The 11,887-nt window shown below is 70.3% G+C and carries 12 protein-coding genes; 2 read left to right on the top strand and 10 right to left on the bottom strand.

Translation table 11 applies throughout. The features are described 5' to 3' along the window. The first annotated feature begins 189 nt into the window (after positions 1-189). Positions 190-1,017 carry an IclR family transcriptional regulator gene (locus ISO16_RS15360; RefSeq protein WP_230304361.1) on the top strand — a complete coding sequence of 276 codons (828 nt, stop codon included), beginning with the start codon at positions 190-192 and terminating at the stop codon, positions 1,015-1,017. 78 nt (positions 1,018-1,095) lie between these two features. Here the strand turns inward: ISO16_RS15360 and ISO16_RS15365 are convergent, their stop codons facing one another. The 10 genes from ISO16_RS15365 to ISO16_RS15410 form a co-directional block, all read right to left on the bottom strand. Further along, positions 1,096-1,347: a PaaI family thioesterase gene (locus ISO16_RS15365; protein ID WP_072636542.1), complete on the bottom strand. Its 252-nt coding sequence runs from the start codon at positions 1,345-1,347 to the stop codon at positions 1,096-1,098. Positions 1,348-1,477: 130 nt separating this feature from the next. Next, positions 1,478-2,605 (bottom strand): acyl-CoA dehydrogenase family protein, encoded by a 1,128-nt coding sequence (locus ISO16_RS15370; protein ID WP_029546579.1) that lies wholly within the window; start codon positions 2,603-2,605, stop codon positions 1,478-1,480. A gap of 1 nt (position 2,606) precedes the next feature. Then, positions 2,607-3,815 (bottom strand): acyl-CoA dehydrogenase family protein, encoded by a 1,209-nt coding sequence (locus tag ISO16_RS15375; protein ID WP_072636543.1) that lies wholly within the window; start codon positions 3,813-3,815, stop codon positions 2,607-2,609. A gap of 32 nt (positions 3,816-3,847) precedes the next feature. Further along, positions 3,848-6,049, bottom strand: coding sequence for an acyl-CoA dehydrogenase (locus ISO16_RS15380; RefSeq protein ID WP_072636544.1), 2,202 nt, complete (start codon positions 6,047-6,049; stop codon positions 3,848-3,850). A 3-nt stretch (positions 6,050-6,052) separates the two neighbouring features. After that, positions 6,053-7,189 carry a steroid 3-ketoacyl-CoA thiolase gene (locus tag ISO16_RS15385; RefSeq protein ID WP_072636545.1) on the bottom strand — a complete coding sequence of 379 codons (1,137 nt, stop codon included), beginning with the start codon at positions 7,187-7,189 and terminating at the stop codon, positions 6,053-6,055. A gap of 118 nt (positions 7,190-7,307) precedes the next feature. Beyond that, the gene (locus ISO16_RS15390) at positions 7,308-8,513 is read right to left on the bottom strand and encodes a DegT/DnrJ/EryC1/StrS family aminotransferase (protein WP_006941691.1); all 1,206 of its coding nucleotides are present in this window, start codon (positions 8,511-8,513) and stop codon (positions 7,308-7,310) included. Between the two features lie 29 nt (positions 8,514-8,542). Next, positions 8,543-9,742, bottom strand: a complete 1,200-nt coding sequence (locus ISO16_RS15395) for a lipid-transfer protein (RefSeq protein ID WP_072636546.1) — start codon at positions 9,740-9,742, stop codon at positions 8,543-8,545. After that, the gene (locus ISO16_RS15400; RefSeq protein WP_072636547.1) at positions 9,739-10,149 is read right to left on the bottom strand and encodes a MaoC/PaaZ C-terminal domain-containing protein; all 411 of its coding nucleotides are present in this window, start codon (positions 10,147-10,149) and stop codon (positions 9,739-9,741) included. Before ISO16_RS15400 ends, ISO16_RS15395 begins: the two co-directional genes overlap by 4 nt. After that, positions 10,146-10,556: a Zn-ribbon domain-containing OB-fold protein gene (locus ISO16_RS15405; RefSeq protein ID WP_072636548.1), complete on the bottom strand. Its 411-nt coding sequence runs from the start codon at positions 10,554-10,556 to the stop codon at positions 10,146-10,148. The genes ISO16_RS15400 and ISO16_RS15405 overlap by 4 nt, the downstream gene beginning before the upstream one ends. Further along, on the bottom strand, positions 10,556-11,119 hold the full coding sequence (locus ISO16_RS15410) for an FAS1-like dehydratase domain-containing protein (RefSeq protein WP_072636549.1): 564 nt from the start codon (positions 11,117-11,119) through the stop codon (positions 10,556-10,558). Before ISO16_RS15410 ends, ISO16_RS15405 begins: the two co-directional genes overlap by 1 nt. A gap of 140 nt (positions 11,120-11,259) precedes the next feature. On the opposite strand from ISO16_RS15410, the gene ISO16_RS15415 reads away from it, so the two are divergent. Then, positions 11,260-11,835, top strand: coding sequence for a TetR/AcrR family transcriptional regulator (locus ISO16_RS15415; protein ID WP_029546586.1), 576 nt, complete (start codon positions 11,260-11,262; stop codon positions 11,833-11,835). Positions 11,836-11,887 lie beyond the last annotated feature (52 nt).

The raw sequence follows: 11,887 nt of genomic DNA on the forward strand, positions 1-11,887 counted from the left end.
CACCGCCGGGAACCGTCCGGTGCGGAATTGTCGCCGCGGCTGCAACGCCTCGATTCTGTACGAGCGCACCACATCAGAGCAGTCACAGCAGACACGGCCCGTTCCCGCCTGACGGGAGCGCACCGCATTCCGCATAGCGCACCAAGCAAATGCTAGGTAAAGTGCAGCGAAGGAGGCCAGACATTGACAGTGACGCGTAGTGACTCGATTCCGACGTCGGACATGCCGCGCGAGCAACGCCCCAGCGTGGCGGAACGGTTCACCCAGATCCTCGACGTGTTCGCATCCGGTCCCGACCGGATGTTCCTCGAGGAGATCACGGCCGCCACCGGATTGCCCCGCTCGACCGCCTTCCGCCTGCTCACCCAGCTCGTCGACCTTCACTGGGTCGAACACGACTCCCGCGGATACGGCCCCGGTCTGCGGATGCAGACGATGGCCCGACCCCGGGACTACTCGCAGCTGCGCGCCGCAGCCGCGGGGATGCTCAACGACCTGCAGATCGGCACCGGCGGAGTCGCGCACCTGACGGTGCTCGAAGGCTCGTCCGTCTATTTCCTCGACCGGATCGGGGGCACGGCGAGCGCGGGCATCCCCTCCCAGGTCGCGGCCCGGCTGCCGGCCGAGAGCACCGTCAGCGGACGGGCGCTGCTCGCCGGTCTCGAGCCGGAGAAGGTCGACGCCCTCATGACGGCCGGACCGCACGTACGGTCCCGGGCCGACCTGTCGACACTGCACGACCGTCTGAACCGGGTGCGCCAGCGGCAGGGTCTCGCGTTCGTGCCCGGCCACGCGTGCCCCATGTCCATCAGCGCGGTCGCCGCACCGGTCGTCGGGCCCGACGGCGTCGTGGGTGCGATCTCGGTGGCGTGCCGCGGAACGGTCGAACTCGCCCACATCGCACCGATGGTCTGGGCCACCGCGCGCCGCACCTCGCGGATGCTCACACCCGGCCGGCCCGGTTCCACCGCGCGGACCCGTCTGTCGCACCGAACGCACGTGGGTGTCGTGAACTAGAACGTGGCGGCGCGCCGGAGGTCGTCCGGCGCGCCGCGAATTCGAGCTGCCTGCACACTGTTCCGTCGACGGAACCGGTCATTCCTCGACGCGGACGAACACTCCCCGCGCCTCGACCGTGCACTCACCGCGGCATTCGATCCAACCCCCGGCGACGGTCTTCCGGCCCTCGATCTCGACGATCCGCGAATACAGATCCAGCGGCTCGTCGAGCGGCGTGCGCCGCAGGTAGCGCAGGTCGAGCGACGCCGTCAGCGAACGACTGCCCCGTGCCTGCATGAGGATGCCGAGCATGCAGTCCAGCAGGTGAGCGCTGAACCCGCCGTGCACGCTGTCGGGCGGGCCCTCGTGCAGGGCGTTCGCGACCAGCCGGGCGCGCCTCGTCCGCGCCGAAGTGGATCTCGAGCGATCGCCCGGCCGGTGCCGCGGCTCGCGCCGGTGACGAGCTGCCCGGCGTTCGTCATGCGGGCGCCCCGATTCCTGGTGCGGATCCGAGGACGTCTCCCAGCTCGGCCGCGGTGGCGTCCGCACCGCCGAGGGTGAAGCACAATTGCCGTCCCCACAGGAAGTAGCGGTGGATCGGGTAGTCCACGTCCGCACCGATACCGCCGTGCAGGTGCTGCGTCGCGTGCACCACCCGCAGACCGCCGCGCGACGCCCACCATGTGGCGACGAGAACCGCGGATTCGGCCTCCTGCTCCCGTCCGGCGTCGAGCAGCCACGCCGCCCTCCGGGTGGTGAGCCGGATCGCCTCGGTGTCGAGGTAGGCGTCTGCGGCCCGCACCGCCACCGCCTGGTTGGTCGACAGCGGACGGTCGAATTGGATTCGCTGCGAGGTGTATTCGGCCGTCGTCTTCAGCGCCTGCCCGCACACGCCCAGCTGCACCGCGGCGAGCGCGAGCTGGATCCGGCGGCGCACCCAGGTGACCGTCTCCGCGCCGTCGCCCGGCAGGCGATCGGACGCGGGCACGACGACGTCGTCGAACCGGACGTGGGCGAGGCTGCCGCGGTCGGTTGCGGCGACCGGTTCCACCGTGACACCGTCCGCCCCGGTCGGTATCACCGCGACGGCGAGCGACCCGTCGTCGCACCGGACCGGAACGATCGTCGCGGCGGCCACGGCTGCGGCGGGCACACCGGCGACGGTTCCGCTGACGACCAGGTCGTCGCCCTTGCTCACCGCCGACAGCGAGGTGAGTTCACCGTAGGGCGCGTCGAACGCCGCGACGACGGGTCGGGATCCGTCCACGATGCCGGGGACCAGGCGTTCGACCTGTTCGGCCGTGCCGAAACGGACGATCGCCGATGCGGCCGCCGTCACCGACCACAGCGGTACCGGCGCCACGTGCCGGCCCTGCTGTTCGAGCACCGTGATCAGGCCGAGCAGGCCCATCCCGGCGCCACCGGACTCCTCCGGCACCGCGATGCCGAGCAGACCGGCGTCGGCCAGGGCACTCCACAGCTTCGCGTCGAAGCCGCCCTCGTTCTTCTCCACCTCGACAACCCGGTCGACCGGCGCGAGCTGCCGGAAGAGCTGGGACGCCAGGTCCTGCACACTCGTCAGGTCGTCGTCTAGTTCGAAATCCATGTCAGCTCCTCGTGCAGGTGGGGGCGTCGGTGCGGCGACGGGCGGCGAGCGTCATGCCGAGGCACTTGGCGGCGACGATCTCGCGCATCACCTCATTGGTGCCGCCGCCGAAGGTGTTGTTCTGGGCTCTGCGCGCCAGGGTTTCGACGCGCCCCTCGAGGACGGCACCGGGGCTGCCGGGCCGGAGCAGACCCCGCACGCCGAGGATCTCCTGCATCTTGCCGTAGGCGGTGACGACCGCCTCGGTGCCGAAGATCTTCGCCGCCGCGGAATCACCGCCGCCGAGGGTGTTCGCGGCGACGTCCGCGACGAGCCGGAGGTTGACGAGGTCGGCGGCGCTGAGCAGCGCGTACGTCTCCGCCAGATTGGCGCGCACCCAGGGCAGGTCGTAGACCGTCCCGGTGCCCAGGGGCTCGGACTGCGCCCAGGCCAGGACGGCGTCGTACAACTCGTTCGCGATGCCACCGCGGGCGGCGAGCGCCACCCGCTCGTGGTTGAGCTGGTTGGTGATCAGGCCCCAGCCCTGGTTCAGCTCGCCGACGACGTTGGTCAGCGGCACGCGGACGTCGTCGTAGTAGGTGGCGGAGGTGCTGATGCCACCGACGGTGTGGATCTCGGTCACCGAGAACCCGGCCGCCGACGTCGGTACCAGCACCACCGAGATGCCCTCGTGCCGCGGCGCGTCCGGATCGGTCCGGACGGCCAGCCAGATCCAGTCCGCGTAGACTCCGGCGCTGGTGAAGATCTTGTTGCCGTTGATGACCAGTTCGTCGCCCTCGATGCGGGCGCGGGTCTGCAACGAGGCGAGGTCGGTGCCCGCGTTCGGTTCGGTGTAGCCGATGGCGAAGATGAGTTCGCCCGCCAGGATCGGCGGTAGGAAGAAGTCCTTCTGCGCCTGGGTACCGTGCTTCATCAGCGCCGGCGCGACGGTGTTGAGGGTGACGAGCGACAGCGGTGCGCCGGCGCGGATCACCTCGTCGTAGAACACGTACAGGGCCTCGGGATCCTCTCCCCGGCCGCCGTATTCGGTGGGCCAGCCGAGACCGAGCCACCCGTCGCGGCCCATCCGCCGCAGGATGCGGTCGAACACGGGACCGCCCTCGGTCTGATCGACGAGTGCGCGCCGGTCGTCGTCGTCGATGATCTCGGCGAAGTAGTTGCGCAGTTCGGTGCGGAGCCGACGTGAGTTGTCGGACAGTTCCGGGTGCATGGCCCCTCCAGGTTCGTGTGATGGATTCGGTGTCAGCGCGGCAGTCCCAGCACGCGACGGGCGATCACGTTGAGCTGGATCTCGATGGTGCCGCCGCCGAACAGCACCGCGGGCAGGCCGATGTGGTCGAGCATGTGGCCGTCGTCGTCGACGGCGCCGACCGGGCCGACCAGCGAGACCAGCCCGCGCGAGCCGTCGCGTTGGGCGAGGGCGCTGAAGACCTTCTGGACGCTGATCTCCGCGCCGGCGTCGAGACCGGACAACCGTCGCAGCACGCTGCGCAGGTTCATCGCCGACAGGGCCATCTCGCGGCCGGTGTTGCGGCCGAGGACGCGCAACGCGTCGTCGCGGCCGGCGGCGTAGCGGCCCGACTCGACGAGGTCGCGCACCCGCGCGGCCGCGCCGTGCGCGAGCTGTGCGCCCATGCTGAGCCGTTCGTTGGCGAGCGTGGTCACCGCGAGGCGCCAGCCCTGCCCCGGTTCGGAGACCAGACAGTCGTCGGGGACGAAGACGTCGTCGAAGAACACCTCGTTGAACTCCGCGCGCCCGGTCGCCTGCCGCAGCGGCCGCACGTCGAGCCCGTCGCTGCGCATGTCGACGAGGAAGTACGAGATGCCCTCGTGCCTGGGCACATCGGGATCGGTGCGGGCCAGGCAGATACCCCAATCCGCCTCGTGCGCCATCGAATTCCACACCTTCTGTCCGGTGAGGATCCAGCCGCCGTCCACCTTGCGGGCCCGGGTGGACAACCCGGGCAGGTCCGAGCCGGCGCCCGGTTCGCTGAACAACTGGCACCAGACGATCTCGCCGCGCAGGGTGGGCGCGACGAAGCGGCGCTGCTGGTCCTCGCTGCAGTGCAGCAGCAGGGTGGGCAGGGCCCACTCGCCGATGACGGTGGTCGGCTGTTCGAGGCCGCGGCGCGCGAATTCGTCCGCGATCACGGCCTGCTCCTGCGGTCCGGCGGCCAGCCCGTACGGCCGGGGATAGTGCGGCGCGACGAGACCGGCCTCGGCGAGGCGGGCGCGACGTGCCCCGCCTCGCGCCGGCGCCCATCCGTCGCTGTGCACCGCGTCGTCCGGCAGTGCACGTACCTCGTCGAGGACGGCGCCGACCTGCGCGCGCAGCTCCGGTAGCGCATCGGCCTCGACGAAGGAGAAGTCGCGCTCGTCCGACAGTGCGAGCTCACCGAGCCGGCGTGCCCAGACGTCCTCCGGGCCGGCGACGGAGGCGATCGACAGTGCCCGTCGCCAGTACAGGTGCGCGTCGTGTTCCCAGGTGAAGCCGAGACCGCCGAGCAGGGTGACGCATTCGAGCGCCACGTCGACGGCCGCCGGCACTGCCGTCAGTCCTGCCTGCGCCGCCGCGAGCCGCTGCTGCTCCCGGCCCTGCTGCACCGACCGGGCCGCGTCCCACGCGGCGGCACAGGCGATCTCGCTACGCACCAGCATCATCGCAGCCTTGTGCTGCACGGCCTGGAAGCTGCCCACCGGGCGGCCGAACTGGTGCCGGTTGCGGACGTGGTCCACGGCGGTGTCCAGCGCCCACGCCGCAAGCCCGGCCGCCTCGGCGCCGAGCACGGTGTTGACGATCAGCTGCACGTCGTCGTCGTCGATCGCCGGGAGCAGGTGCTCGGGCGTGATCGCCGCTCCGGACAGTCGCAGTCGTCCCACCGAGCGGGTGGGGTCCACGCCGTCGGCGAGCTCGACCTCTCCGGCCGCGGGCGGGAGCCGGAACCACACGGGCGCGCCGTCGGCGGTGGCGCGCACGATCACCTCGTCGGCGCCGGGCAACCCGAGCACCGGCTCGGAGACACCGGTGACCGTCAATCCTCGCCCCGACGTGATCGCGACGAGACCGGGGGTGGTGACGGCGGCACCGGTCGCTCCGTCGGCGAACCGCCGCAACAACTCCGCCGCGGTGCCCTCGGCCGGGAGGGTGGCGGTCAGCGCGCCGGCCACGATGGTGGGCACCCATGGCCCGGGTACCAGGGCGCGGCCGAACTGCTCGGCCACGACCGCGAGTTCCGGCAGTCCCGCCCCACCGCCGCCGTGCGCCTCGGGCAGGTGCAGGGCGTGCAGGCCCTGCGCGATGCACGCATCCCAGATCTCGGGCCGCTTGCCCGCCGCCAGGTCGGCGAACGCGGCGCGGGTGCGTTCGATCGGGGCATGGCGACGGGCGAGGCCCGCGACGGAGTCGGCAAGGTCGCGATGGTCGGCGTCGAGTGCAATGGCCATGACTTACATCCGTTCCAGAATCATGCACGTGGTGGCAGCCGACGCGCAGATGGCGATCATCGCGACCTGCCGGTCCCGGCGTTCGAGTTCGTCGATCGCGGTGGCCAGCAGCCGGATTCCGGTGGCGCCGGCCGGGTGACCGAGGGCGATGGCACCGCCGCCGACGTTGAGCACGTCCGGGTCGACCTTGTGCACCTGGGCGAACGACATCGGCACGGCCGCAAAGGCTTCGTTGACCTCGAACAGGTCCACGTCGGCGACCGTCATCCCGGTGCGGTCGAACAGCACCTGCGCCGCGGCCACCGGACCGTCGAGCATGAACTCGGTGTCGCCGCCGATGACGCACTGCGCGAGCAGCCGGGCCCGCGGCGCCGCACCGAGTTCACGTGCCCTGTCCTCGGACATCAGGACCGCGGCGCTCGCCCCGTCGGACACCTGCGACGAGGTGCCGGCGGTGTGGAGACCGCCCTCGATCGTGGCACGCAACCGCGCGAGCGCCTCCATGCCGGTCTCGCGCAGTCCCTGGTCCCGGGTGACCGTGGTGTCGCCGTCGTCGCTCGGGACGGCGACGGGGATGACCTGCCGGTCGAACCACCCGGCGTCCCAGGCGTCGCGCGCCCGCTGCTGCGACCGCAGGCCGAACGCGTCGAGGTCCTCGCGGGAGAAGCCGCGGTGCCGGGCGATGCGATCGGCCGCCGTGTACTGGTCGGGGGTGTCCACCGACCACGACGCCGGCCGCGGGGTGCCGGCGCCGGTGCCGACCTTGTAGGTGAGCGGGACCCGCGACATCAGTTCGACGCCGCACGCCAGGCCGACCTCGAGGGTGCCGAGCGCGATCTGCCCGGCGACGAGATGCACCGCCTGCAGCGCGGTGCCGCACTGGGCGTCGATGGTGGTGGTCCCGGTGTGGGACGGTAGGCCGGCGTGCATCCACGCGGTGCGGGTGATGTTGCCGAACTGCTCCCCGATCGGGGTGACACACCCGCCGACGGCCTGCTCGACGAGGGTGGCATCGAGGTCGAGCCGGTCGAGCACGCCGCGTTGCGCGAGACCGAGCAGCTCGGCGGCGTGCAGACCGGAGATCCAGCCGTCGCGCTTGCCGAAGGGGGTGCGTGCGGCGTCGACGATCACGGGCTTCATTCGGGCACCTGCACCCGGGTCCACTGCCGATTGTCGAGCCCGCGGACCTCGCGCCCGAATTCGTCGACGAGGCCGAGGCTGTCGCAGATGCGGCCGGTGAAACGAGACGGCACGGCGGTCACCTCCACTTCGCGGCGAAGGCGTGGATCGCGTCGGTCACGCGGGTGACCTCCTCGTCGGACAGCCCGTGGCTCATGCCGAGCGTCATGCCGCGCTCGAACACCGCATCGGCCTCGGGCAGGCCTTCGTCCGGCACGCGGTGCTCGACGCCCGCCATCATCGGGTGGCGGGTGATGTTGCCGCTCCACACGGTTCGCGTGTCGATGCCCTGCGCGTCGACGAATTCCTGCAGGTCGCTACGGGAGAACGGGGCGTCGGCGGTGACCGTGACGGGATAGCACAACCAGGCGGTGTCGAGTTCGTCGGTCTCCACCGGCGTGCTGAAGAACTCGGGGTAGGCGCCGTACGCGGCGGTGAACTCCGCGAAGGTCTTGCGGCGCCGCTCGTAGTTCTGCGCGAGCTTGTTCAGCTGCACGACACCGTAGGCGGCGCCGAGTTCGGACGGCTCGAAGTTCCACGGCAGCAGGTCGAAGATGAAGTCGTTGTCGTAGTCGACCCCGTCCAGATCCTCCCGGAAGACGCGTCCACGTCCGTTGCCGAACAGGTTCGGCTCGGATCGACGTCCCCACCGGCGCAGCAGGAGTGCGCGATCGCGGGTCTGCTCGTCGTCCATCATGACCATGCCGCCGGTGCCGGCACACGTGATGATGTGGGCCATGGAGAAGCTGGTGACGGTCAGGTCGGCGCGCGCGCCGGTGGGCGTGCCGCGCAGCCGGGCGCCGAGGGTGTCGCAGGTGTCCTCGATCACCTTCAGGTCGTGCCGGTCGGCGACGGCCCGGATCGCGTCCCAGTCCGGGCAGTTGCCGGCGAGGTTCGGGATGAGCACGGCGCGGGTCCGGTCGGTGACCATCGCCTCGATCCTGGTGACGTCGACGTTGAACGTGTTCGGTTCGACGTCGACGAAGACCGGTATCAGGCCGGCGCGCACGAGGGGCGCGACGTCGGTGGAGAAGGTCAGCGGCGAGGTGATGACTTCGCTGCCCTTCGGCAGGTCGAGCAGCTCGACCGCGAGGTACAGGCCGGAGGATCCGGAGTTGCACATCACGCCGTACTGTTTCCCGGACAGCTCGGGGATGCGGCGTTCGAGCTCGAGGACGTTCTTGCCGATGCGCAGCCCCTGATGGCCGCTGCGCAGGACGTCGACCACCGCTCGGATTTCGTCCTCGCCGTGGGTGGCGCGGGCATAGGTGATGCGTTCGGTCATGTCGGGACTTCCTCTGGATGGGTGGTCGGTCAGTTGTCGGTGGAGAGCACGAGTGCGCTGTGCGGCACCGGGGAGCCGCCCGTGACCAGAACGTTCGCCACGTCCTTGCCGGGCTGGTTCACCGACGTGCCGCGGATCAGCCGCACGCCCTCGGCGATTCCGTTGACGCCGTGGATGTATCCCTCGCCGAGTTGTCCGCCGTGGGTGTTGACGGGCAGACGGCCGTCGAGTTCGAGGTTGCCGTCCGCGATGAAGTCCTTGGCCTCGCCGCGGGCGCAGAACCCGTACTCCTCGAGTTGCAGCAGCACCATCGGGGTGAACGCGTCGTAGAGGATTGCGGCGTCGATGTCGTCCGGATCGATGCCGGCCTGATCCCACAGCTGCCGTGCCACCAGCTCGACCTCGGGCATCTCGTCGATGTCCTCGCGGTAGTAGCTGCTCATGGAGATCTGCTGGGGCCCGACGCCTTGCGCGGCGGCGGAGACGACGGCCGGCGGGTGCGGCAGGTCGCGGGCCCGCTCGGTGCTGACGATCACCAGGGCCTGTCCGCCGTCGCTCTCCTGGCAGCAGTCGAGCAGCCGCAGCGGGTCGGCGATCATCCGGGAGTTCTGGTGCTCGTCGAGGGTGATGGGCCGCTCGTAGAACCATGCCTTGGGGTTGTTTGCGGCATGCTTGCGCGACAGCACGGAGATGCGGCCGAAGTCGGCGCTGGTCGCGCCGTACTTGTGCATGTAGCGCCGGGCGAGGAACGCCTCCTGCTGGGCGGGGGTGAGCAGCCCGTAGGGATTGATCCAGTTGCGGTATTCCTGATCGGTGTTGGCCGTGTAGGCGAACGGCGGCGGGCCGGCGCCGAACCGGGTGCCGGAACGTTCGTTGAAGGCCCGGTAGACGACCACGACGTCGGCGACACCGCTCGCGACGGCGAGCGCCGCCTGCTGCACGGGTGCGCATGCGCCGCCGCCGCCGTGCGGGATGCGGCTGAAGAACGTCAGTTCGGGGATGCCGAGTGCGCGGGCGACCGCGATCTCGGGGTTGGTCTCCATCGTGAACAGCGCGAAGCCGTCCACCTCCTCGACGCCGATCTGTGCGTCCTGGAGCGCGGCGAGCACACTCTCGCAGGCCAGTTGCCATTCGCTGCGCCCGGAGTTCTTGGAGAATTCGGTGGCGCCGATGCCGGCGATCGCCGCCCTGCGGGCGAAGCCCCCGCCGGGAATTATCCTGCCGCTCATCGTGTCTGTCCTTCGTACGGTGCGACGGTGACCTCGGCGGTCACGTGCGTTCCTCGGGCGTTACGGCCGAGCACCTCGACGGTGACGGCGCCGGCGTCGACGCGGGTCACCGTCCCGGTCAGGCGCATGGTGTCGCCGGGAAAGTTGGGGACGCCCAGCCGCAGTGCGACGCGGCGGATGCGGGCGGTCGGCCCGGCCCAGTCGGTGATGTAGCGGTCGACGAATCCGTTCGTCGAGTTGATGCTCATGAAGATGTCGGGCGTGCCGCGCTTTCCGGCTGCGCCCGGATCGTGGTGCACGTCCTCGAAATCCTGGGAGGCGATCGCGGTGGCGACGATGGTGCTGCGATCGAGAGGCAGGTCCAGTGCCGGCAGTTCGGTGCCGACGGACACGGTCGGCAGGCTCATGCGGCACCTCCACCCGGTAGACGCAGCTGCGGCAGGATTTCGCCGTGCGCGTGCTCGGCGAATCCGACCTCGAGCTGCATGCCGATCTGCAGCCGGTCGTGCTCGACCCCGCCGATGTCGGCGACGATCCGGATGCCCTCTTCGAGGTCGATCAGCCCGACCGCGAGGGGATAGTCGAAGGACGGGTCCTTCGGGTGGTGGATCACGGTCCAGCTGTGCAGGGTGCCGCGGCGCGACGACTCGACAGTGTCCCATTTGAAGGAGCGGCACTTCGGGCACGCCGGTCCCGGCGGATGCCGGAGCGCGCCGCAGTCGCTGCAGCGCTGGATCTCGAGCCGGCCCTCGCGGGCGGCTGCGAACCAGAACTCGTTGTCCTGGGTGACGGTCAGCCTGGGAACGGCCGTCATCACGCCTCCTCGGTGGTGTTCGGGTTGAAGCGGAGCAATCGGAACCGCTCCTCGACGAGCAGTTCGCCGTGCTGGTTCTCGTAGCGTTTGTGCAGGGTGACGAAGCAGCCGCGGCCCAGGCCGGTGTGCTTGACCGGGGAGATCGACTCGATGGTGAAGTGCGCGGTGACGTGGTCGCCCGGGACGAGTTCGCGGTGGTAGTCCTGCTCGGCGTTGGTGGCGACGACGGAGGTGCAACCGTGCCGGTCCAGCAGTGTCATCAGCGCGGAGTAGGCGAAGTCCTCGGTCCGTCCTTCGGCGCGCAGCCGCTGCACCTCGCGCCAGCGGCGGTAGCCGGCCATCACCCACGTCGAGATCATCGCGGGCGGGCACACCACGTCCGGTCGTCCGGTCGCGCGGGCCGCGTCCCGGTCGACGTAGACGGGGTTGTAGTCGTCGTGGGCCTCGACCCAGTTCCGGATCATCGCCTCGTCGACGGCGTACCGGGCCACCCGGGCGGGCTCGGCCACCTTCCCGACGTACTGTTCGAACTCGCGTTCCAACTCCTGTTCCAGCGTCGGCATGTCCGCACCACCTTTCTTGAGCAAGCGCTTGGTGCAGTACAGTAGGCGCGGGCGCCCCGCCAGGGCTGCCCACTCCCACTCAGTTGGAACAGAGGGCGGAAAACTCGCGCCGAACCGGCGAATCGGAAGGTGAGGTGACCATGACGTCGGACCGACGCGACGAGATCATGCGGCTCGCGGCCGAACTCTTCGCAACCAAGGGGATCGGGCCGACGACGGTCCGCGACATCGGCGAACGCGCCGGAGTGTTCTCCGGCAGCCTGTACCACTTCTTCAGATCCAAGAATGCACTCGTCGCCGAGATCCTCAGCGGCTTCATGGCCGACATCGACCAGCGCTTCCGGCGCGTCGTGGAGACCTCGACGAGTCCCCGCGAGACTGTGCGCGGCCTGATCCACCAGACCCTCGTCGTGATCGAGGAGCATCCCCATCCGACGGCGATCTACCAGCAGAACCGGCAGTACCTGCGCGACAACGGCCTGCTCGACGTCGTCGACGCACCGTCGCGCACGGTGCGCGACTACTGGCTGACCGCGATCGCCACCGGCGTCGCCGACGGCAGCTTCCGCTCCGACATCCCCGCCGAGGTCTTCTACCGCACGGTGCGGGACGCGCTGTGGGCGAGCATGCACTGGCCGGGACGGGACGGATACACCACCGACGAGTTCACCGACGTGCTCGTTGCGCTGTTCTTCGGCGGTTTCGCCGAGGAGTGACCGGACTCGTCACCGGACCGAACGGCGCTCAGCGCACTCGACACGGCCGCGG

It is taken from the genome of Rhodococcus sp. M8, assembly GCF_015654185.1.
In the GTDB taxonomy this organism is placed as follows: Bacteria; Actinomycetota; Actinomycetes; order Mycobacteriales; family Mycobacteriaceae; genus Rhodococcus; species Rhodococcus aetherivorans.

Coding starts and splice junctions, on each gene's coding strand:
- ISO16_RS15370 (WP_029546579.1), bottom strand. CDS start 2,605: ATGGATTTCGAACTAGACGACGACCTGACGAGTGTGCAGGACCTGGCG.
- ISO16_RS15375 (WP_072636543.1), bottom strand. CDS start 3,815: ATGCACCCGGAACTGTCCGACAACTCACGTCGGCTCCGCACCGAACTG.
- ISO16_RS15380 (WP_072636544.1), bottom strand. CDS start 6,049: ATGGCCATTGCACTCGACGCCGACCATCGCGACCTTGCCGACTCCGTC.
- ISO16_RS15385 (WP_072636545.1), bottom strand. CDS start 7,189: ATGAAGCCCGTGATCGTCGACGCCGCACGCACCCCCTTCGGCAAGCGC.
- ISO16_RS15390 (WP_006941691.1), bottom strand. CDS start 8,513: ATGACCGAACGCATCACCTATGCCCGCGCCACCCACGGCGAGGACGAA.
- ISO16_RS15395 (WP_072636546.1), bottom strand. CDS start 9,742: ATGAGCGGCAGGATAATTCCCGGCGGGGGCTTCGCCCGCAGGGCGGCG.
- ISO16_RS15400 (WP_072636547.1), bottom strand. CDS start 10,149: ATGAGCCTGCCGACCGTGTCCGTCGGCACCGAACTGCCGGCACTGGAC.
- ISO16_RS15405 (WP_072636548.1), bottom strand. CDS start 10,556: ATGACGGCCGTTCCCAGGCTGACCGTCACCCAGGACAACGAGTTCTGG.
- ISO16_RS15410 (WP_072636549.1), bottom strand. CDS start 11,119: ATGCCGACGCTGGAACAGGAGTTGGAACGCGAGTTCGAACAGTACGTC.
- ISO16_RS15415 (WP_029546586.1), top strand. CDS start 11,260: ATGACGTCGGACCGACGCGACGAGATCATGCGGCTCGCGGCCGAACTC.